17 protein-coding genes and 1 pseudogene are annotated in these 18,916 nt (G+C 74.3%); 12 read left to right on the top strand and 6 right to left on the bottom strand.

All coding sequences use genetic code 11. From position 1 onward, the window contains the following. Positions 1-132: 132 nt before the first annotated feature. Positions 133-789 carry a YoaK family protein gene (locus ACIP9H_RS03235; protein ID WP_401582599.1) on the bottom strand — a complete coding sequence of 219 codons (657 nt, stop codon included), beginning with the start codon at positions 787-789 and terminating at the stop codon, positions 133-135. A gap of 145 nt (positions 790-934) precedes the next feature. Here ACIP9H_RS03235 and ACIP9H_RS03230 point away from each other — a divergent pair, with 145 nt between their 5' ends. The 7 genes from ACIP9H_RS03230 (at position 935) to ACIP9H_RS03200 (ending at position 7,094) form a co-directional block, all read left to right on the top strand. Next, the gene (locus ACIP9H_RS03230; RefSeq protein ID WP_401957192.1) at positions 935-1,966 is read left to right on the top strand and encodes a Dyp-type peroxidase; all 1,032 of its coding nucleotides are present in this window, start codon (positions 935-937) and stop codon (positions 1,964-1,966) included. After that, the gene (locus tag ACIP9H_RS03225) at positions 1,963-2,769 is read left to right on the top strand and encodes a family 1 encapsulin nanocompartment shell protein (protein WP_401582596.1); all 807 of its coding nucleotides are present in this window, start codon (positions 1,963-1,965) and stop codon (positions 2,767-2,769) included. Before ACIP9H_RS03230 ends, ACIP9H_RS03225 begins: the two co-directional genes overlap by 4 nt. A 28-nt stretch (positions 2,770-2,797) precedes the next feature. Continuing rightward, positions 2,798-2,983, top strand: coding sequence for a hypothetical protein (locus ACIP9H_RS03220; protein WP_401582595.1), 186 nt, complete (start codon positions 2,798-2,800; stop codon positions 2,981-2,983). Positions 2,984-3,044: 61 nt separating this feature from the next. Next, positions 3,045-3,503 carry an SRPBCC family protein gene (locus ACIP9H_RS03215; protein WP_401582593.1) on the top strand — a complete coding sequence of 153 codons (459 nt, stop codon included), beginning with the start codon at positions 3,045-3,047 and terminating at the stop codon, positions 3,501-3,503. 101 nt (positions 3,504-3,604) lie between these two features. Continuing rightward, the gene (locus ACIP9H_RS03210) at positions 3,605-4,498 is read left to right on the top strand and encodes a cupin domain-containing protein (RefSeq protein WP_401582592.1); all 894 of its coding nucleotides are present in this window, start codon (positions 3,605-3,607) and stop codon (positions 4,496-4,498) included. Then, a complete protein-coding gene (locus ACIP9H_RS03205; RefSeq protein ID WP_401582590.1) occupies positions 4,495-5,859 on the top strand; it encodes a beta-ketoacyl-[acyl-carrier-protein] synthase family protein in 1,365 nt (454 codons plus the stop codon). The genes ACIP9H_RS03210 and ACIP9H_RS03205 overlap by 4 nt, the downstream gene beginning before the upstream one ends. Beyond that, positions 5,856-7,094, top strand: coding sequence for a beta-ketoacyl synthase N-terminal-like domain-containing protein (locus ACIP9H_RS03200; protein ID WP_401582588.1), 1,239 nt, complete (start codon positions 5,856-5,858; stop codon positions 7,092-7,094). Before ACIP9H_RS03205 ends, ACIP9H_RS03200 begins: the two co-directional genes overlap by 4 nt. 1,098 nt (positions 7,095-8,192) lie before the next feature. Here the strand turns inward: ACIP9H_RS03200 and ACIP9H_RS03195 are convergent. Beyond that, positions 8,193-8,513, bottom strand: a complete 321-nt coding sequence (locus tag ACIP9H_RS03195; RefSeq protein WP_401582587.1) for a chaplin — start codon at positions 8,511-8,513, stop codon at positions 8,193-8,195. Positions 8,514-8,684: 171 nt separating this feature from the next. Between ACIP9H_RS03195 and ACIP9H_RS03190 the strand changes: the two genes are divergently transcribed. After that, a complete protein-coding gene (locus ACIP9H_RS03190) occupies positions 8,685-9,956 on the top strand; it encodes a S8 family peptidase (RefSeq protein ID WP_401582586.1) in 1,272 nt (423 codons plus the stop codon). A gap of 74 nt (positions 9,957-10,030) precedes the next feature. On the opposite strand, the gene ACIP9H_RS03185 is transcribed toward ACIP9H_RS03190, so the two are convergent. Further along, the gene (locus tag ACIP9H_RS03185) at positions 10,031-10,399 is read right to left on the bottom strand and encodes a chaplin (protein WP_401582585.1); all 369 of its coding nucleotides are present in this window, start codon (positions 10,397-10,399) and stop codon (positions 10,031-10,033) included. A gap of 294 nt (positions 10,400-10,693) precedes the next feature. Here ACIP9H_RS03185 and ACIP9H_RS03180 point away from each other — a divergent pair, with 294 nt between their 5' ends. Continuing rightward, positions 10,694-11,470: an IclR family transcriptional regulator gene (locus tag ACIP9H_RS03180; RefSeq protein ID WP_401582584.1), complete on the top strand. Its 777-nt coding sequence runs from the start codon at positions 10,694-10,696 to the stop codon at positions 11,468-11,470. Continuing rightward, on the top strand, positions 11,467-12,330 hold the full coding sequence (locus tag ACIP9H_RS03175; RefSeq protein WP_401582583.1) for an SMP-30/gluconolactonase/LRE family protein: 864 nt from the start codon (positions 11,467-11,469) through the stop codon (positions 12,328-12,330). The genes ACIP9H_RS03180 and ACIP9H_RS03175 overlap by 4 nt, the downstream gene beginning before the upstream one ends. A 471-nt stretch (positions 12,331-12,801) precedes the next feature. Here the strand turns inward: ACIP9H_RS03175 and ACIP9H_RS03170 are convergent, their stop codons facing one another. Together ACIP9H_RS03170 and ACIP9H_RS03165 are read right to left on the bottom strand one after the other, a co-directional pair. Continuing rightward, a complete protein-coding gene (locus ACIP9H_RS03170; protein ID WP_401582581.1) occupies positions 12,802-13,176 on the bottom strand; it encodes a hypothetical protein in 375 nt (124 codons plus the stop codon). Positions 13,177-13,358: 182 nt separating this feature from the next. Further along, a complete protein-coding gene (locus tag ACIP9H_RS03165; protein ID WP_401582579.1) occupies positions 13,359-13,784 on the bottom strand; it encodes a MarR family winged helix-turn-helix transcriptional regulator in 426 nt (141 codons plus the stop codon). Between the two features lie 86 nt (positions 13,785-13,870). Here ACIP9H_RS03165 and ACIP9H_RS03160 point away from each other — a divergent pair, with 86 nt between their 5' ends. After that, positions 13,871-14,878, top strand: a complete 1,008-nt coding sequence (locus ACIP9H_RS03160; protein ID WP_401582577.1) for an NADP-dependent oxidoreductase — start codon at positions 13,871-13,873, stop codon at positions 14,876-14,878. A gap of 145 nt (positions 14,879-15,023) precedes the next feature. Here the strand turns inward: ACIP9H_RS03160 and ACIP9H_RS03155 are convergent. Then, positions 15,024-15,580: pseudogene (locus tag ACIP9H_RS03155) on the bottom strand (TetR/AcrR family transcriptional regulator). Positions 15,581-15,741: 161 nt separating this feature from the next. Here ACIP9H_RS03155 and ACIP9H_RS03150 point away from each other — a divergent pair. After that, complete coding sequence (locus tag ACIP9H_RS03150; RefSeq protein WP_401582576.1) at positions 15,742-18,225, top strand: glycoside hydrolase family 3 protein; 2,484 nt, start codon at positions 15,742-15,744, stop codon at positions 18,223-18,225. The last annotated feature ends 691 nt before the right edge of the window (positions 18,226-18,916 follow it).

Here is an 18,916-nt window from a genome sequence, read left to right as displayed (position 1 = left end):
TTCGCCTCACGCCGGGGGCTGATGGGCCGTGGGTTGTCTGAACAGCCGCTTTTTTACCGTGAGTTGGGCGTACGCGCTGGTCCGGGGCCCGCACGGGCGTTCCCGCTGCGCGCGGGCTGCTGGGGCCCGGTCTCAGGCCTCGGCGACCGCCGCCGCCCCCGCGACCAGCAGCGCGCAGCCCGCCGCGGCCGCGATCGCGGCGGCCGCGCTCACATGGAGCACGACGAGGGCGCCGATCGCGGCCCCGGCGATCAGCGCGACGACACTCAGCGCCTGCCGCACGGCCAGCGGCCGGGGATGCCTCGGGGCGCCGGCGTCACTGACCAGGGCGACCAGGGTCCGGGTCATCACGCTCGTCGTCAGTCCGCCGACCTTCAGCCGTCCGGCCATGGCGTTCTGCATGCCGAGCGCGACCGCGCAGATCGCGACCAGGGCGTCGTGCGGCACGCCCACCGCCGACAGCCCCGCCGCCGTGCCCAGCAGCACGGCCTCGCAGCCCGCACCGGCCCGCACCAGCGCCGTCGGCGGCTCCAGCCGGCCCACCGTCGCCCGGCAGATCAGGATGCCGGCGACGAATCCGCCGAGGGCCACCACGGAGGTGACGGGGGAGAAGCCGGAGACGCCCGCCATGCCGAGGCTGACGAAGACGAGGTTGCCGGTCATGTTGGCCACGAACACATGGCCCAGGCCGATGATGCTCACCGCGTCGATCAGCCCGCTCAGCACGGTGAGGGCGAGCAGCAGCGCGGGAAGCAGGCGTCCGGGCCCGGCGGCCGCTCCACCGCTCATGTCCGCCGCCCTTCGCCGATGCCGTGCCCTTTCCCGGTCAGGATGCACCGCGCAAGCGCGGGGAGCAGACTGGTGCGTGGCCGATCAGGGGTACGGGTCCGGAACGGGCCGGGCCGGACCGGGCCGGACCCGAAGGAGCGTGGTGATGGCGGAACCCTCCCCGGAGGCGCTGTCGCAGTCGGTGCTCAGCCCTCTCACGACCTCCGCCATCTTTCTGGTCGTCACCGTCGACGACGGGGGTGAGGACACCGTCCGCGATCTGCTGGAGGACCTGTCCGGCCTCCGGCGTTCGATCGGCTTCGGCTCCCCGGGCGGCAGGCTCAGCGTCGTCGCGGGCCTCGGTTCGCAGGTCTGGGACCGCCTCTTCGACGCGCCGCGGCCGGCCCACCTGCACCCCTTCGAGGAGCTGACCGGGCCCGTCCACCATGCCCCCGCCACCCCCGGCGACCTGCTCTTCCACATCCGGGCCACCCGGCAGGACCTGTGCTTCGGGCTCGCCGTGCAGATCATGGAGCGGCTGCGCGGCGCCGTGACGGTCCGCGACGAGGTGCACGGCTTCACCTACCTCGATGTCCGCGACCTGCTGGGCTTCGTCGACGGCACCGAGAACCCCGTCGGCGCCGAGGCCGCCGCGGCCGTCCTGATCGGCGACGAGGACCCCGGCCACGCCGGCGGCAGCTATGTGATCGTGCAGAAGTACCTGCACGACATGGACGCCTGGAACGCCCTCACGGTCGAGCAGCAGGAGCTGGTCATCGGCCGGAGCAAGATGGGCAACATCGAGATGGACGACGACGTCAAGCCCGCCGACTCGCACGTCGCCCGCACCACGGTCGTCGACCCGGACGGCACCGAGCGGCAGATCCTCCGCGACAACATGCCCTTCGGGACCGTCGGGAGCGCCGAGTTCGGGACGTACTTCATCGGCTACGCGCGGACGCCGGAGGTCACCGAGACGATGCTGCGCAGGATGTTCCTCGGCGACGACGAGGCGTCCCACGACCGCATCCTGGACTTCTCCACCGCCGTGACCGGCACCCTGTTCTTCGCCCCGCCCGCCGCCTTCCTCGACGACCTGCCCGGCCCGCCCGCCCCGGCGGCGACCGCGGTGCCCGCGACCGTACCGGCCCCGCAGTCGCTGGGGATCGGAGACCTCAGGAAGACCGCCACGCCATGAACAACCTGCACCGAGAACTCGCCCCGATCTCCGACGCGGCCTGGGCGGACCTGGAGGACGAGGCGCGGCGCACCTTCGAGCGCCACGTCGCGGGCCGCCGGATCGTGGACGTCCCCGAGGCCGAGGGGCCCGAACTGGCCGCGGTGACGACCGGTCACCTGGCCGACGTGGAGGCGCCCTCGCCGGACGTCCTCGCGCACCTGCGCCGCTCGCAGCCGGTCGTCGAGCTGCGGGTGCCGTTCACGGTCGACCGCCGCCAGGTGGACGACGTGGAGCGCGGCGCCAAGGACGCCGACTGGCAGCCGGTCAAGGACGCCGCCCGGCGGCTGGCCTTCACCGAGGACCGGGCGATCTTCGAGGGCTGGGCGGCCGCCGGCATCGACGGCATCCGCGCGAGCGCGTCGAACCCGCCGCTCACCTTGCCGTCCGACGTGCGGGACTACCCCAACGCCGTCAGCCAGGCCGTCTCGGCGCTCCGCCTCGCCGGAGTGGGCGGCCCCTACACGCTCGCGCTCAGCGCGGAGGCGTACACGGCCGTCAACGAGACGTCGCACTACGGCTATCCCATCCAGACCCACCTGGCCCGCGTCCTGGACGGCGAGATCGTCTGGGCCCCCGCGATCGACGGGGCCTTCCTGCTCTCGACGCGCGGCGGCGACTTCGAACTGCGCATCGGCTCGGACGTCGCCATCGGCTACCTGTCGCACGACGACACCAGCGTGCGGCTGTACTTCCAGGAGACGCTGGCCTTCCTGGTGCACACCGCCGAGGCGGCGGTCGCCCTCGCCCCGGCCGCCGCGTAGCCCGGCCGGTTCCGGGTAACGGACCGATATGACCGGAAAGCACAGGAAACCGTCGCTCTGGCCGCACCGCCACCCCGAGCGCCGGGAGCCGCACACCCGCCACGCGGCCGGCCCGCCCGGCGCCGGCGTCATCGGCGAGGGCCCCGCCACCCCGCCGCCGCTGGTCCCCGGCACCCACGTCGACGGAAGCCAGGCGCCGCACCACAGGGCCTGAACCGGCCCCCTTCTGGGAGGATCGCCGGTGCCGACGCGCCGTGCGTCCAAGGGGGTTGAACGTGCCGTCCACCGAACTGACGCATGTCTTCCGGATCGCCGCGCCGCCGCGGGAGGTCTACGAGCACCTGGCGGAACCGGAGCACTACATCGGCCTGTCGCCGCTGGTGGTCGCCGTCCGCGAGGTGCGCCGCGAGGACGATGGCACGGTGCGCTACACCGCCGTGGAGCGCTTCAGGTTCCTCGGCCTGCGCCACGACAACGCCATCGACGTCACGTTGAACGCCGACCCGGCCGGCCTGCCGGACACCGCGTCGGTCGGCGGCGAGGTGCGCAGCCCCGGCCGGGTCCGCATGGGCTACCGCTTCGCCATCGCGGCTGACGGCTCCGGCAGCGTCGTCACCGACGTGCTGCGCCTCAGTACCCCGCCGGGCCTGCTGCGCTTCGCCGCCTCCCAGGCGAGCGCGGTGCAGGCGACACGGGCCGCGGTGCTGGCCGAACGCCTGGAGCGGCGCGCCTGACGTCCGTACGGGTGGACCGGGCCGGGAGCGCGTGACACGTTCCGTCACGGTGGGGACCGTTTGTGTGATCATTCGCCGTCCCTTCTGGAGGAATCCCCACGATGAGCGCGCACACGGAGAACGAGATCGTCATCGACGCGCCGTTGCAGTACGTCTGGCTGCGCACGAACGACGTCGCCGCCTGGCCCTCGCTCTTCAGCGAGTACGCGTCGGCCGAGGTCATCGCGCAGGAGGGCGACACCGTGCGCTTCCGGCTCACGATGCACCCGGACGAGAAGGGCCGCGTCTGGTCGTGGGTCTCGGAGCGCACCGCGGACCCGGTGACGCGCACCGTGCGGGCGCGGCGGGTGGAGACCGGCCCGTTCGAGTTCATGAACATCTTCTGGCAGTACGAGGAACTGGGCCCGGAGAGCACGCGGTTGCGCTGGGTGCAGGACTTCCGCATGAAGGCCGACGCGCCCGTCGACGACGAGGGCATGCGGCAGCGCATCAACGGCAACTCCAAGGTGCAGATGCAGCTCATCAAGGAGCGCCTGGAGGCCCGCCGCATCCGCCCGGTCGGCACCCTGGACGTACCGGCCGACACGCGCCGCGGCGGCGACATCCGCACCCTGCTCGCGACGGGTTCCGTCGGCACGACGGACGGCTTCTGCGGCATGGTCACGGTCGGCCCCGGCGAGGCGGTGGCCGAGCACTACCACCCCTACTCGCAGGAGTACCTGGTCGTCGTGGAGGGCGAGTTGCGGGTCGACCTCGACGGCGTGCCACGCAGCGTCGCCGCCAACGAGGCCCTGCTCATCCCCCGCGAGGTGCGGCACCGCGTGGTGAACGCCTCCGGCGCGGTCGGACGCGCGGTGTTCTTCCTGAGCCCGCTGGCGCCCCGCCCCGACCTCGGCCACGTGAACACCGAGAGCCGGGAGGAGGCGGCCGCCGTGGCGCAGGCCGCCGTCACCGAGGGCCCGTCGGAGCCGGGCCGCGAACTGGTCGACCGGTGACGGGACGCCCGGCCGCGCGCCGCGTCGTGGTCACCGGCGTCGGCGCGGTCGCACCCGGCGGCGCCGGGCGGGAGGCGTTCTGGCGGCGGATCGTCGGGGGGCAGCCGGCGGTCCGCCGGATCAGCCGCTTCGACGCCTCCGGCTACCGCTCGCAGATCGCCGCCGAGGCCGACTTCGACCCGGTCGCGGCCGGGCTCACCCCGCAGGAGGTGCGCCGCAACGCCCGCTACGCGCAGTTCGCCCTGGTGGCCGCCGCGGAGGCGCTCGCCGACAGCGGCATCACGCCGCAGGAGGAGGACACCGACCGGATCGGGGTGTGCCTCGGCACCGCCGCGGGCGCCACCGCCACCCTGGAGGAGGAGTACGCCGTCGCCAGCGACGGCGGCCGCGACTGGGAGGTGCGCGCCGAGTACGGCGTCCCCTTCCTGCACCGGGCCATGCACCCCTCCTCCGCGGCGGCCGAACTGTCCCTGCGCTACGGGCTGCACGGCCCCTCCGTCGTCGTTTCCACCGGCTGCACCTCGGGCATCGACGCGATCGGCCACGCCTTCCAGACCCTGCGCGACGGCGAGGCCGACGTGGTGCTCGCGGGTGCCGGCGACGCGCCCATCTCGCCCGTCACGGTGGCCTGTTTCGACGCGGTCCGCGCCACCACCGACTTCGACGGCGACCCCGGGCGCGCGGCGACCGCCTTCGACGCGCGCCGCAGCGGGTTCGTCCTCGGCGAGGGCGGCGCCGTGCTCGTCCTGGAGGAGATGGAGCGCGCCGTCGCCCGCGGCGCCCGCGTCTACTGCGAGGTCCGCGGCTACGACAACCGGGCCAACGCCTACCACATGACCGGGCTGCGTCCCGACGGCTACGAGCTGAGCGAGGCCATCATCACCGCCATGTCCGAGGCCGGCATCTCCCCCGAGGAACTGGACTACATCAGCGCCCACGGCTCCGGCACCACGCAGAACGACCGCCACGAGACCGCCGCCTACAAGCGGGCCCTCGGCGAGCACGCGCGGAAGGTGGCGATCAGCTCCATCAAGTCGGTCATCGGCCACTCCCTCGGCGCGATCGGCGCCCTGGAGACGGCCGCGTGCGCCCTGGCCATCAGCCGCGGCAAGATCCCGCCGACGGCGAACCTGGTCCACCCCGACCCGCTGTGCGACCTCGACTACACGCCCGTCTTCGCCCGCGAGCAGCGGGTGCGGCACGCGCTGTCGGTCGGCAGCGGCTTCGGCGGCTTCCAGTCGGCGATGGTCTTCTCCGCCCTGGACGCGGACGGGCGCGACGCGGGCGCGCGCGGGGTCGCGGAACGCGACGGCCGTGCCGACCGGGACAACCGTGCCGACCGGGACGAGGCGGCGGCATGACCACGCGCGCGGTCGTCAGCGGCATCGGCGTGATCGCCCCCACCGGCATCGGCACCGGCCCCTACTGGCGGGCCACCCTCGCCGGGCGCAACGGCCTGCGCCCGCTGGGCCGACCGGACGCCGGCCGCTCCCCGGTCGTTGTGGCCGGTGAGATCACCGGCTTCGACGCGGGCGAGTGGATCGGCGACCGGCTGCGGGCGCAGACCGACCGGTGGACCTGGTTCGCCCTGGCCGCCGCCGAGATGGCGCTGACCGACGCCGCCCTCAAACCGGCCGACCATCCCCCGTTCCATCTGTCGGTGGTCACCGCGGGCGGCTCGGGCGGCAACGAGTACGGGCAGCGCGAACTCCACCACCTGCTGGCCGGACGGTCCGGCAGGACGGCCGCCCGCGGACCGGCGGCGTCCTTCTACGCGGCCAGCACCGGGCAGATCTCCATCCGGCACGGATTCACCGGCGGCTGCGGGGTCGTCGCCTCCGACGGGGCGGGCGGCCTCGACGCGCTCAAGCAGGCGTGGCGGCTGCTGCGCCGCGGCAGCAAGGCCGTGCTCGTCGGCGGGACCGAGGCGCCGCTGTCCCCGTACGCGCTGGCCTGCCAGGCGACCCTGCCGACCGTGCACCGGGGCACCGATCCCGACCGCGCCTACCTGCCGTTCAGCCCCGACGCCTCCGGCTTTGTGCCCGGCGAGGGCGGCGCGCTGATGGTGCTGGAGGAGAAGGCGTACGCCGCGGAACGCGGCCGGCTCGCCTACGCCGAACTGCTCGGGCACGCCGCCACGCACGACGCGTACCACCACACCCTGCCCGCCCCCGACGGCGCACAGCTCGCGCGGGCGATGACCACCGCCCTGGAGCAGGCCGGCCGCGAACCGCAGGACGTGGACGTGGTCTTCGCCGACGGCGCGGCGGACCCGGACGGCGACGCCGCCGAGGCCGCCGCTCTGCGCCGGGTCTTCGGCGACCGGCTGGCCGCGCTCCCGGTGACGGTCCCGAAAGCGGCGGTCGGCCGCCTCGTGTCGGGCGCGGGCGCACTCGACGCCGCCACCGCCGCGCTCTCCCTGCGCACGGGCCTGATCCCCCCCACCCGCGGCGCGGACGAGGCGACCTGCCGGGACCGGTACGGGCTCCGCCTGGTCACCCGCTGGCACCGCCCGGACCACCTGCGCACGGCACTGGTGGTGGCCCGCGGCACGGGCGGCTTCAACAGCGCGGTGGTGCTGGGGTCGTTGGGGTGAGGCCCGTGGGCCTCCTGCTTCCGGTGCCGGCGGTGGCTCGCGGTGCGGGCGGTTGCACCAGCGCGGTTGTGCGGGGGCGGGGCAACGGCTTCCGTTCCACGGGACCGCGATGCGCTCTGCCTTGGCGCCTGCCAGTCGCGGCCGGGCCGGCCGCGTGTTCAACAGCACGGTCGCGCGGTGTGTGCCGCCTGGGGCGACGGCGGACGCCCGACGGGTGCGGCGCGGGGCTGACTGCTTCCGGTGCTGGTGCTGGCTCACGGTGCGGGCGGGTGACGGAGGGCGGCAGTCCCACGGGATCGGCGGCGCCTGCCGGTGGCGGCGGGGCCGGGCTGACTGCCTCCCGTGCTGGTCGTGCCTCCCGACGCGGCGGCTTCAACAGCACGGTCGTGGCAGGGCGTTGGAGGGACGCGGGTGGGCCGTCCGGGACCACGGGCCCGCGGTGCGTCTTGCCGTGGTGCCTGCGGGGGGCGGCCGGGTGCTTCAACCGTACGGTCGAGCCGGGGCCTTGGGGGGAGTGCCGCGTGGGCCGGCGCCCGCGTATGCCTGACGGGTGCGGGGCCGAGCTGCCGGCGCCGGCGGTGGCTTGCACTGCGGACGGCTTAAACAGCGTGGTTGTACAGGGGCGTTGGCGAAGCCCGTGCAGGCCGTCCAGGGCGGCGGCCGACGGGTGGGGGGGCCGGGCCGGCTGCTGCCGGCGCCGGTGATGGCTCCAGGTGCGGGTGGCTTCAACGGCGCGGTTGTGCGGAAGCGTTGGCGAGGCCCGCACAAGCCGCCGGGGGCGATGGCGGCCGTCCCCCGGGGTCGCGGGGTGTCTGCCAGTGGCGGTCGGGACGGATGGGTGGAGCGGAGGCTTCAACCGCGCGTTGGCGCCGGGACGTTGGCGCGAGGCCCGAGCGGAGCGCCCGGGCACGACGACGGCCGCCCCACGGGTGTGGGGCGGCCGTAGTCGGGGATCGCCGATGCCGCCGCTTCGGGCGGTGCACCTTCGCGCGACCGTGGACGTCGTTGGCCAAGGCCGGGAGCGGGAGGGCCGCGGCGCTGCCGATGGCGGGGACGGACAGGGCCGCGCGGGAGAGTGCGCCGGCGAGGGGGGTGCCGTCAGGAGTTGATGCAGACGTTCCCGACGGTCGGGTTGACCAGCGAGAGCAGGAGGTTGACGCTGTTCCCGCAGACGTTGACCGGGATGTTCACCGGGACCTGGATCGCGTTGCCGCTGACCACGCCGGGGGAGCCGATCGCGGCGCCGTCCGCGTGCGCACCGCCGCGGCCGAAGCCGCCGTAGCCGCCCGCAAAGCCACCGCCGTGGCCGCCACCGTAACCGCCGCCGTAGCCGCCGTCGGCAAGGGCTCCGCCCGCGCTGCCGAGGACCGCGGCGCCCGCCGCGACGGTCAGGACGGCTGCCTTCGAAAAACGCTTCACGAGCTGTTCCTTTCATTGATCACTGCCTGCCGACTGGTCAACGAAGCCCCCGCGTCGCGGATGCGGAGCGTCACCCGGATAGCCGTCCGGGCCGGGCGGGCGGGAATACCAGCTGATAACCAGGGGTCCGGGGGGCCGTCCGATCCACCGAGCCGTCAAGGAGCCCCGCACATGCGCCTGTCCTTGCGGCGGACCGCGTCCGCCGCCCTCATAGCCGTCCTGCCGGTCCTCGCCCTCGCCCTGCCCGCGGCACCCGGTGCCGCCGAGCCCCGGCCCGGCCCACCGGGGGCGATACCCGGGCGGTACATCGTCACGCTGAAGCCGGGCGCCTCGCCCGACGCGGTGCTCGGCGGGCTCGGGGCCACGCCGCTCTTCACCTACCGGCACGCACTGACCGGCTTCGCGGCGCAGCTGACGCAGGCCCAGGCGGAGAAGGCGCGCACCGCGGCCGGGGTGGACGAGGTGGAGCAGGACGCGATGGTGAACGTGCCGCCCGGCGAGGACGCCCCCGCGGACAGCGACCTCGAACCGCCGTACTCCGGCGGCCCGGACGGCGGGCCCGTGGACCTGCCGGAGGAGACCCCGGCCCCCCTGCCGTCCGCCTCCGCGCTCCGCATGGGCGGTTTCACGCCCTGGGGGCTGACCCGCATCAACAACCGGGCGCTCGGCGGTACCGGGTTCTCCGTGAAGGCGACGGGGGCCAAGGTGACGGCGTATGTCGTCGACAGCGGCATCGAGTTCTCGCACCCGGACTTCGGCGGCCGCGCGGTGCCCGGGTACGACGCGATCGGCGACGGCCTGGACGGCGGGGACTGCAACGGCCACGGCACGCATGTGGCGGGCACGGTCGGCGGCAGCTACACGGGGGTCGCGCGCAAGGTGTCGCTGGTGTCGGTGCGGGTCTTCCCCTGTGTGGGGCGGACCGCGAACTCGGTGATCCTCGCGGGCATCGACTGGGTGGCCGGGCACGCGAAGCGTCCCGCCGTGGCCAATCTGTCGTTCGCCGGACGCTGGTCCCTGGCGGTGAACCGCGCGGTGGAGGCGCTGTCCAGGACGGGGGTCTTCCCGGTGGTGGCGGCCGGGAACGACAACATCAACGCCTGCTTCGTCTCCCCGGCCTCCTCGCCGGGCGCCTTCACCGTCGGCGCCATCGACCAGGAGGACCGCCGGGCCTGGTTCAGCGACTGGGGCACGTGCGTGGACATCCACGCGCCCGGCACGGGCATCCTGTCCGCGTACCTCAACGGCAGCTTCCGCGACATGGACGGCACGTCGATGGCCGCCCCGCATGTCACCGGGATCGCCGCGCTGTACAAGGACACCTACGGCGACGCGTCCTTCGCGGCGCTGTCGGCGTGGCTGGGCGAGCACGCGATCCGCAATGTCCCGCTGGACGGGGGGTTCGGCACGGTCCGGCTCGCTGCCTTCACCAACGGCCTGTGACACGGCGGGCGGAGAGCGCGACGAGGCCGCCGGAGGAATCCTCCGGCGGCCTCGATCGAGACAGTAGGACTGCGTCAGCTGTTGATGCAGACGTTGCCGGCCGTCGGGTTCAGCAGGGCGATGATGCCGATGCCGTTGCCGCAGACGTTGATCGGGATGTTGATCGGCACCTGGACGACGTTGCCGCTCAGGATGCCGGGCGAGCCGATGGCGGCGCCCCGCGCGTGGGCACCGCCGCCGCGGCCGAAGCCGCCGAAGCCGTTGCCGTAGCCACCGCCGTGGCCGTAGCCACCGCCGTAGCCACCGCCGTGGCCGAAGTTACGGCCGCCGCCGAAACCGCCGCCGCGGTTGTCGTTGCCACCGGCGACAGCCGCCGTGCTGGCGCCGAAAACGGTGACCCCGGCGATGATGGTCGAGATGGCGACCTTGGTGAAGCGGTTCACTTTTATTCCCTTCGGATCGGTCCGACTCCAAACGTCGTGACCGAATCAACGCCTGCTGATGTCCGGAGATGCGAACCATCACCCATATAGTCCTGTCAGATAAGCACACTGGGTGATGGATCGTCAGGTGGGCCAGTCGTTCGGACGTGCCCCTGGTGTCGCGTGTGCACGGTGCGCGGCCATTGCCCGGCCCGCCCCGGCGCGGATACGCTGCGTTCGCGATACCGATCGCTTTTCGGAATCTCGAACAGCCGAGAACGGCCGTGAACGACCGCTCGGAGAGAGCGAGCAGAGATGGGACGTCTCGTACCCGCGGTGACCAGAGCGCTGGACATCCTGGAACTCTTCCTCGAGGGGGACGGCACGATGTCCGCGCCGGAGATCACCCGCAGGCTGGAGCTCCCGCGCACCACCGTGCACGAGCTGGTGACGACACTGGCCGCGCGCAACTACCTCGTCCCGCTGCCGGGGCAGGCCGGCCGCTACCGGCTCGGCGTGCGCACGTACCAACTGGGCAGCCGCTACGCCGAGCAGCTGGACCTGGCCGCCGAGGGGCAGCAGGTCGCCCGGTCCGTCGCCGAGACCTGCGACGAGACGGTGCACGTGGCGGTGCTCGAGGGTACCGACGTCATCTACATCGCCAAGGTCGACAGCACCCACGCGGTGCGGATGGTCTCCGCGGCCGGCCGGCGGCTGCCCGCGCACTGCACCTCGGTCGGCAAGATGCTGCTCGCCGCGCTGCCCGCCGCCGCGATCGACGACCGCTTCCCCGACGACCGCCCGCTGACCGCGATGACCCCGCACAGCATCACCTCGCCGCGTGAACTCCGCCGCCAGCTGGACCTGGTGCGCGAGCGCGGCATCGCCGTCGAGCAGCGCGAGTCCAACCCCGACGTCTCCTGCGTGGCCGCCCCGGTGCGGGACTCCGCCGGGCACGTGGTGGCGGCGCTCAGCATCTCCGTGCCGATGGTCCGGTGGAGCGACGAGCGCCTGACGGAGCTGGAGGGCCTGGCGGTCAAGGGGGCCGCCGAGCTCTCCGAGCGCCTCGGCCACCGCGGCGGTATGCGATGAGCGGCGTCGAACTCGCCCTCGCCGCAGGGGCGTCGCTCGGTGAGGGGCCGACCTGGGACGCGGCCGGTGCCCGACTGCTCTGGGTGGACATCCTCGCCTCCCGCGTGCACGGGTACGACCCGCTGGACGGCCGGACCTCGGTCCTGGCGACCGGGCAGCACGTCGGCGCCGCCAAGCCGCGCGCGGGCGGCGGCATCGTGGTCAACCTCCGTGACGGCGTGGCGGTGTACGACGCCGACGGCGCCTTCCGCTGGCTGCACCGCGAGCCGGTGCCGGGGCGGCGGGCCAACGACGCCGCGGTCGACGCGTCCGGCGCCCTGTGGGCCGGCACCATGCGCTACGACGAGGCGCCCGGCGGCGGGACGCTGTCCCGGGTGGCCGCCGACGGCACGGTCGAAACGGTCCTGGACGACGTGGCCGTCAGCAACGGGACCGGCTGGAGCCCCGACGGCTCGCTCATGTACTACGTGGACAGCCCCACCCGCCGGATCGACGTCTTCGACGTGGACCCCGACACAGGGCAGGTGCGCAAGCGGCGCCCGTTCGCGGTGGTCGAGGAGGGCGCGGGCTTCCCCGACGGGCTCACCGTGGACGCCGACGGCTGCGTGTGGGTGGCGCTGTGGGACGGGGCCGCGGTGCGCCGCTGGACCCCGCGCGGCGCCCTGGACCGGGTGGTGGAGGTGCCCGTGCGGCGGCCGACGGCCTGCGCTTTCGGCGGGCCGCACCTCACCGACCTCTACATCACCTCGGCGCGGACCGGGCTGGGGGAGCGGGAGCTGGCCGCCCGGCCGCTGGCCGGGTCGCTGCTGGTGCTGCCCGGAGCCGGGCAGGGTATGCCCGAAGTGCCGTATGCGGGCTGATTGGAGCGGAATTCAGGGCTGATCGGGTTCCTAAACCCGCATGTCCCGGCTTTCACAGAGGTTTCACCAGTTCGACGAACGGCTCATGTGTACGTCGTACCAGTGCCTCACATACGCTGCCCGGACGATGGACTACTGCGCAGCCTGCCGACGGCACATCAACGGCGCCCTGTCTTGCCCGGGGTGCGGAGCGCCCGCCCACCAGCTCGGTGAGAAGGGTTCCGGCGGCGTGCCCGCGGCGCAGGCCGCGTCCGCCGACACCGAGGCGATGGAGACCGTCGCGCCCGGCCGGGCCGAGCGCCGCCGCGCGGCGGCCCGCGGCGGCGACCCGGCGGCGCCGCGCCGCTCCGGCCGGCGCAACCGCACCCGCAGCATTCGCACCCGGCGCAAGTCCCGCCTGCTGGTGGGCACGTTGATCGGTGCCGCGATCGTGCTGGTCGGCTGGAGCGTCGCCGAACTGCCGCTGGCCGGCTATGTCACCGGTGACCGGACCCAGTCCGCCGGTTCCGACGAGGTGCCCAGCCCGAGCGCCTCACCGGGTGCGACGTCCTCGGCGCACGCCTCCTCGGCGGCGAGCGTCACCACGAAGCCCGCGTCCGACGCCTCCTCCGCCTCGGCCTCGGCTTCGTCCAGTGCCTCGGCGTCGTCGAGTCCTTCGGCGAGCGGCAAGGGCTCGCCGACCGCGACGGCGTCCGGCGCGGTGAGCCAGAACCCGGCGACCTCCGGGCCGCCGACCGCCCCCGGCGGCAGCGGCGGCGGTTCGGGTTCCTCCAGCCCGGCCTCGAACCCGGCCAGCGCGCCCCCGCCGCCCCCGTCCTCGACGCCGTCGCCCACCTGCACCCGCATCCTGTGGTGGTGCAGCTGACGGGTCGCCGCCCGTCGCCTCGGCATCAGCCTCGTCGAGCCCTTCGGCGACCGCGTCCGGCGCGGTGAGCCGGAACCCGGCTGTCGCGCCTCCGCCGCCCACCTGCACCCGCATCCTGTGGTGGTGCGGCTGCCGGCTCGCCGGCCGTCGTCGGCGGGGCGGATCAGTCCCGGCCCACCATCCGCTTGAGCAGGTCGCGCAGTGTCGCCCGCTCGTCCGCGGAGAGCGCGGCCAGCGGTTCCCGCGCGAAGTCCAGTGAGCCGCGCAGCCGTCCCGCGGTGACCTCGCCCGCGTCGGTGGGGGCCGCGAGCTTGACCCGCCGGTCGGCCGGGTCCGCGCGCCGCTCCACCAGGCCCTGCGCCTCCAGGCGGTCCACGATGCCGGTCACGTTCGACGGCTCGCACTTCAGCCGTGCCGCTATGCCGCGCATGGGCAGCGGCTCGCGGGCGAGCAGCGTCAGCACGCGTGCCTGGGCGCCGGTCAGCCGGTGGGCCGCGGCGGCTTCCTCGTACTCCTCGTGATAGCGCGCCACGACGGTGGCGATGAGGTCGACGACCTCCACGGTCAGCGGATCGGTGCGGCGTGGCATGACCCCAGGCTACCTGTTGCTTGACATCATCAAACATTCAGGTACATGGTTGATTGAGAACCTAAAGCTTTTGGAGGCGTTTCCCCATGCCGCAGAGCCGTGAATGGCACCTGGTCTCCCGCCCGCACGGGTGGCCGAAGCCGGAGGACTTCGCGCTGCGCGAGACCGAGGTCGGCGAGCCCGGCCCCGGGCAGGTCCTGGTCCGCAACCTGTACGTGTCCGTCGACCCGTACATGCGCGGCAGGATGAACGACACGAAGTCGTACGCGGAGCCGTACCGGCTGGACAAGCCGATGCAGGGCGGCGCGGTCGGCCGGGTCGTCGCCTCCGACGCCGAGGGCTTCGCCGTCGGCGACCACGTGCTGCACTTCCTCGGCTGGCGCGAGTACGCCCTCGTCGACGTGAAGACCGCGGTCAAGGTCGACCCCGGCCTCGCGCCGCTGAGCACCTACCTCGGCGTGCTCGGCATGACCGGCCTCACCGCCTACGCGGGCCTGCTGCGGGTCGCGGAGTTCAAGGAGGGCGACGTCGTCTTCGTGTCCGGCGCGGCCGGCGCGGTCGGCAGCCAGGTCGGCCAGATCGCCAGGCTCAAGGGCGCCTCGCGGGTCGTCGGCAGCGCCGGCTCGGACGAGAAGGTCAAGCTGCTCACCGAGGAGTACGGCTTCGACGCCGCCTTCAACTACAAGAACGGCCCCGTGGCCGAGCAACTGGCCGCCGCCGCCCCCGACGGCATCGACGTCTACTTCGACAACGTCGGCGGTGAGCACCTGGAGGCCGCCATCGGCGCCCTCAACCTGCGCGGCCGCGTGGCCGTCTGCGGCATGATCGCGATCTACAACGCCACCGAACCCGCCCCCGGCCCGCGCAACCTGGCCCGCCTCATCCAGAACCGCCTGCGCATCGAGGGCTTCCTCGTCGGCGACCACTACGACCTCCAGCCGCAGTTCGTCCAGGAGGTCGGCGGCTGGATCCGCGAGGGCAAGCTGCGCTACCGCGAGACCGTCATGGACGGCATCGAGAACAACCTGGAGGCCTTCCTCGGCGTCCTGCGCGGCGACAACACCGGCAAGATGCTGGTCCGCCTGCCCGAATAGGCCGGTTCCCGGTCCGTGTCCAGGGGTGCGCTCCCTCGGGGGGCGTGCCCCGGACGCCGTCGAGGCGGGCGGCAATGCCCCACCGTGGCCGCCCGGTTCGGGCCCGCCCGGTCCCAGGTGCCTCCCCTGGCCGCGAGGAGCGATGTCACGCGCCGCCGCATGATCCGGGCGGAACCGCCCGCTGGGCGGTTCCCGGCGTCCCGTCCGCCGCGTGCGGCGCGGTCAGCGGCGCGACGAAGTCCCGGAAGGCGGCGGGCATGTCCACCGCGCCGGGGTCGTGCAGCCACTGCGTCCGCAGGCCGTCCATCACCGCGACGAGCAGCGGCGCGGCCTGCTCGGGGGTCAGGCCCCCGGGCAGCGTGTCGCCGTACTCGCTGCGCAGCGACTGCGCCGCCCACGCGCGCACCCCTCGGTGACGCTGTCGCCCGCGAGCACGGTGAAGACCTGGACGACGCCCGGCCGGGTCGCGTTGTACTCGACGAGGCCGGCGATCATCTCCAGCGGCCAGGCGGTGCCGTGCAGCGCCGCCGAGGCCATGTCCCACTGGTCGCGCGTGTCCAGCACCGCGATCAGCAGGGCCTCCTTGCTCGGGAAGCAGTGCAGCAGCCCCTGCTGCGTGAGGCCGGCCCGCTCGGCCACGGCCGCGAGCGAGGCACCCCGGTAGCCGCGCTCGGCGATCACTTCGAGGGCGGCCTGGACGATCCCGGCCGCGGTCGTCGGCTGTCACGACGGCGAGCCTGACCGGGCCGCGGCGCGTCCAGGTGACGAGCGGGGGACGACACCTGGCGATCATCAGGTGAGAGGGCCAGGATGCCCCGTGGGCAAGGCGACGACAACCCGTCCCCGACATGGGAGTTGACCGGATGACCGACACCGAGCGCGCGGCCGCCGTGGAGCAGGCCCTCGGCAAGCTCGACCTCGACACCAAGGCACGTCTGCTGGCCGGGCAGAACATGTGGTCGCTGCCCCCGGTCCCCGAGATCGGACTGGGCTCCCTGGTCATGTCGGACGGGCCGGTCGGCGTACGGGGCGTGCGCTCCACCGCCGACGACCCGTCCGTCGCCCTGCCCAGCCCCACCGCGCTCGCCGCCTCCTGGGACCCCGGGCTCGCCCGCCGCACCGGGCGGCTGCTCGCCCAGGAGGCCCGCCGCAAGGGCGTGCACGTCCTCCTCGCGCCGACGGTCAACCTGCACCGGTCGCCGCTCGGCGGGCGGCACTTCGAGGCCTACTCCGAGGACCCATACCTCACCGGCGAGATCGGCACCGGCTATGTCGCCGGCGTCCAGGACGGCGGTGTCGGCACCACCGTCAAGCACTTCGTGGCCAACGACGCCGAGACCGAGCGCTTCACCGTCGACAACGCCGTCGGCGAACGCGCCCTGCGCGAGCTCTACCTCGCGCCCTTCGAGGCCATCGTCCAGAACGCCCGCCCCTGGGGCGTCATGGCCGCCTACAACGGGGTCAACGGCTCCACCATGACCGAGCACCACCGCCTCCAGAACGAAGTGCTGCGCGAGGAATGGGGCTTCGACGGCTTCGTCGTCTCCGACTGGCTCGCCGCCCGCGACACCGTCGCCGCCATCACCGGCGGTCTCGACGTGGCCATGCCCGGCCCGCACACCGTGTACGGCGAGGCCCTCGCCCAGGCGGTGCGGGACGGACGGGTGGAGGAGTCCGTCGTCGACGCCGCCGTGCGCAACGTCCTGCTGCTCGCCGCCCGCGCCGGGCTCCTGGAGGGCGTGCCCGCCGCGGTGCCCGCGGACGCGCTGCCCGCCGCGGTCGACGGCGAGGCCCTGGCCCGCGAGATCGCGCGGCGCTCGTTCGTCCTGCTGCGCAACGAGCTGCGCGAGGGGCGGCCCGTGCTGCCGATCGACTCCTCCGGGGTGGGCTCTGTCGCGCTCATCGGCGCCGCCGCGCGCGACGCCCGCGTCCTCGGCGGCGGCTCCGCGCACGTCTTCCCGGCACACGTCGTCTCCCCGCTGGACGGGCTGCGCGCCGCGCTCCCCGCGGGCACCCGGCTGACGTACGCCGTCGGCGCCGACCCCAGCGACGAACCGGCCCCCGCCGGCCAGGGGTTCGCGCTGCGCGCGCAGTGCCGCGACGCCGCGGGACAGCTCCTGGGGGAGACCGCCCTGCCGAGCGGACAGGTGCAGTGGACGGGCGACGCCCTGCCCGACGGCGTCGCCTACGACGCGCTCCACACCGTCGAGATCACCGGCACCTTCACCCCGCGCGAGAGCGGTGCCCACCACTTCGGCACCCGCGGGACCGGCGGGTTCCGGCTGGTCGTCGCGGACACGGTCGTCTTCGACGGCGTGCAGGAGATGGGCCAGGAGTCCGACCCGTTCGAGGCGTTCTTCGGCGCGCCCCTGGACCGGGGGACCGTCGAACTGGAGGCGGGTGCGACCGTACCGGTGTCCCTCGCCTACGACGTCTTCAAGATGGAGGGCATGCCGATCCAGGCCGTCGCGTTCTCCCTCGTCCACCGCGGACCGCGGCGCGACCCGGACGAGCTGATCGCGGAGGCGGTCGCGGCCGCCCGCGACGCCGAGGTCGCGGTCGTGGTCGTCGCCACCACCGAACGGGTCGAGAGCGAGGGCTTCGACCGCCGCGACCTGCGGCTGCCGGGGCGCCAGGACGACCTCGTGCACGCGGTCGCCGCCGCCAACCCGCGCACCGTCGTCGTCGTCAACTCCGGGGCCCCCGTGGAGCTGCCGTGGCGCGAGGAGGTCGCGGCCGTGCTGCTCGGCTGGTTCCCCGGGCAGGAGGCGGGCGCCGCGCTGGCCGACGTGCTGCTCGGCGCGGAGGAGCCCGGCGGGCGGCTCCCCACCACCTGGCCCGTGAGGCTCGCCGACGCCCCGGTCACCCGGGTCGAGCCGCGCGGCGGCGTCCTGGCCTACGAGGAGGGCGTCTTCATCGGCTACCGCGCCTGGGACCGGTCGGACGTCGCCCCGGCGTACGCCTTCGGGCACGGACTCGGCTACACGGACTGGGAGTACGAGGGCGCCGGCCACGAGGCCGACGGCGACCCCGGCACCCTGGGCGCGGTGACGGTGCGGCTGCGCAACACCGGGGACCGGGCGGGCCGCGAGGTCGTCCAGGTCTACCTGGCGGTCCCCGAGGACGACACCGTCGACCGGCCGCGCCGCGTCCTCGCCGGCTTCGTCTCCGTGGAACTGCCCGCGGGCGGCGCCACGGAGGTCCGCGTACCGCTGACCCGGCGGGCCGCCCGCACCTGGGACGAGACGGCCGCCGCCTGGCGCACCCCCGCCGGCACCTACACCGCCGAGATCGGCCGCAGCCTGACCGACCCCCGCCTCACCGTGCCGGTGGTGGTCTCTGGTTGACGCGTGGCTGCCTCCCTCCCTGGGGGGCGAGCCGCGCGGAGGTCGGCACGGCTGCGGGCCCACCGTGGCGAGGCACGCGGCCGGTTGACGGTGGAGGCCCTGCCGCCTCCACGGGCATGCTGGGCCTTTGCCCAGGTCGACTGCGGCGCTGCAGACCGCGGCCCGCGCTGTCGGCCGGCCGGTACGCGGGGCAGGGGGCTTGCCGTGGTCGGCCCAGGAGCAGGACGGCTGAGGCTCACCGTGGGATGTACGGCGCCGGTTGACGGGGGCGGTCACGGCATCCCGTGGCCAGGGGCCCCTGTCGGGGTCGGCGCTCTCCGGTCGCCCTCGTGCCCACCGTGCGGCAGTGGCCGGGGGGCCGGGCATTGCGCCGCCGTGGCCCGGCTTGGCAGAGGTCGTAGTGCCGGGGGCCGCCGCCGCCTGCCGGGATCGGCTGCGGCTGCGGTCCTGCTGACGACGGGCTCGTGGTGCGGCAGTTGCGACGGCCGGGGCCGGCGGTGCGGCAGGCGTATCGGGCGGGGGACTGTCGCGGCCGGTCCTGGCTTGCCGGGACGGCTGCGGGCTCACCGTGTGGGCGGCCGTCGCCGCCCGCTGAGGTCGGCCGCAGTCGTGCTGACCACGGGATCGGCGTGCGGCAGTTGCCCGGGTCCGGACCCGCGGTGCGGTCGGCATCGCGGGCCGCGGGATTGCG

Source organism: Streptomyces sp. NPDC088732, from assembly GCF_044751205.1.
Lineage (GTDB): Bacteria > Actinomycetota > Actinomycetes > Streptomycetales > Streptomycetaceae > Actinacidiphila.
The sequence above is the reverse complement of the archived record's forward strand: the minus strand, read 5'-3'. Positions and strand labels throughout refer to the sequence as shown.

What these genes read in the sequence shown, in the direction of transcription:
- ACIP9H_RS03190 (WP_401582586.1), top strand. Translation starts at nt 8,685, where the DNA reads ATGCGCCTGTCCTTGCGGCGGACCGCGTCCGCCGCCCTCATAGCCGTC.
- ACIP9H_RS03160 (WP_401582577.1), top strand. Translation starts at nt 13,871, where the DNA reads ATGCCGCAGAGCCGTGAATGGCACCTGGTCTCCCGCCCGCACGGGTGG.
- ACIP9H_RS03175 (WP_401582583.1), top strand. Translation starts at nt 11,467, where the DNA reads ATGAGCGGCGTCGAACTCGCCCTCGCCGCAGGGGCGTCGCTCGGTGAG.
- ACIP9H_RS03230 (WP_401957192.1), top strand. Translation starts at nt 935, where the DNA reads ATGGCGGAACCCTCCCCGGAGGCGCTGTCGCAGTCGGTGCTCAGCCCT.
- ACIP9H_RS03220 (WP_401582595.1), top strand. Translation starts at nt 2,798, where the DNA reads ATGACCGGAAAGCACAGGAAACCGTCGCTCTGGCCGCACCGCCACCCC.
- ACIP9H_RS03150 (WP_401582576.1), top strand. Translation starts at nt 15,742, where the DNA reads ATGACCGACACCGAGCGCGCGGCCGCCGTGGAGCAGGCCCTCGGCAAG.
- ACIP9H_RS03225 (WP_401582596.1), top strand. Translation starts at nt 1,963, where the DNA reads ATGAACAACCTGCACCGAGAACTCGCCCCGATCTCCGACGCGGCCTGG.
- ACIP9H_RS03210 (WP_401582592.1), top strand. Translation starts at nt 3,605, where the DNA reads ATGAGCGCGCACACGGAGAACGAGATCGTCATCGACGCGCCGTTGCAG.
- ACIP9H_RS03235 (WP_401582599.1), bottom strand. Translation starts at nt 789, where the DNA reads ATGAGCGGTGGAGCGGCCGCCGGGCCCGGACGCCTGCTTCCCGCGCTG.
- ACIP9H_RS03165 (WP_401582579.1), bottom strand. Translation starts at nt 13,784, where the DNA reads ATGCCACGCCGCACCGATCCGCTGACCGTGGAGGTCGTCGACCTCATC.
- ACIP9H_RS03170 (WP_401582581.1), bottom strand. Translation starts at nt 13,176, where the DNA reads ATGCGGGTGCAGGTGGGCGACGGCGTCGAGGACGGGGGCGGCGGGGGC.
- ACIP9H_RS03200 (WP_401582588.1), top strand. Translation starts at nt 5,856, where the DNA reads ATGACCACGCGCGCGGTCGTCAGCGGCATCGGCGTGATCGCCCCCACC.
- ACIP9H_RS03180 (WP_401582584.1), top strand. Translation starts at nt 10,694, where the DNA reads ATGGGACGTCTCGTACCCGCGGTGACCAGAGCGCTGGACATCCTGGAA.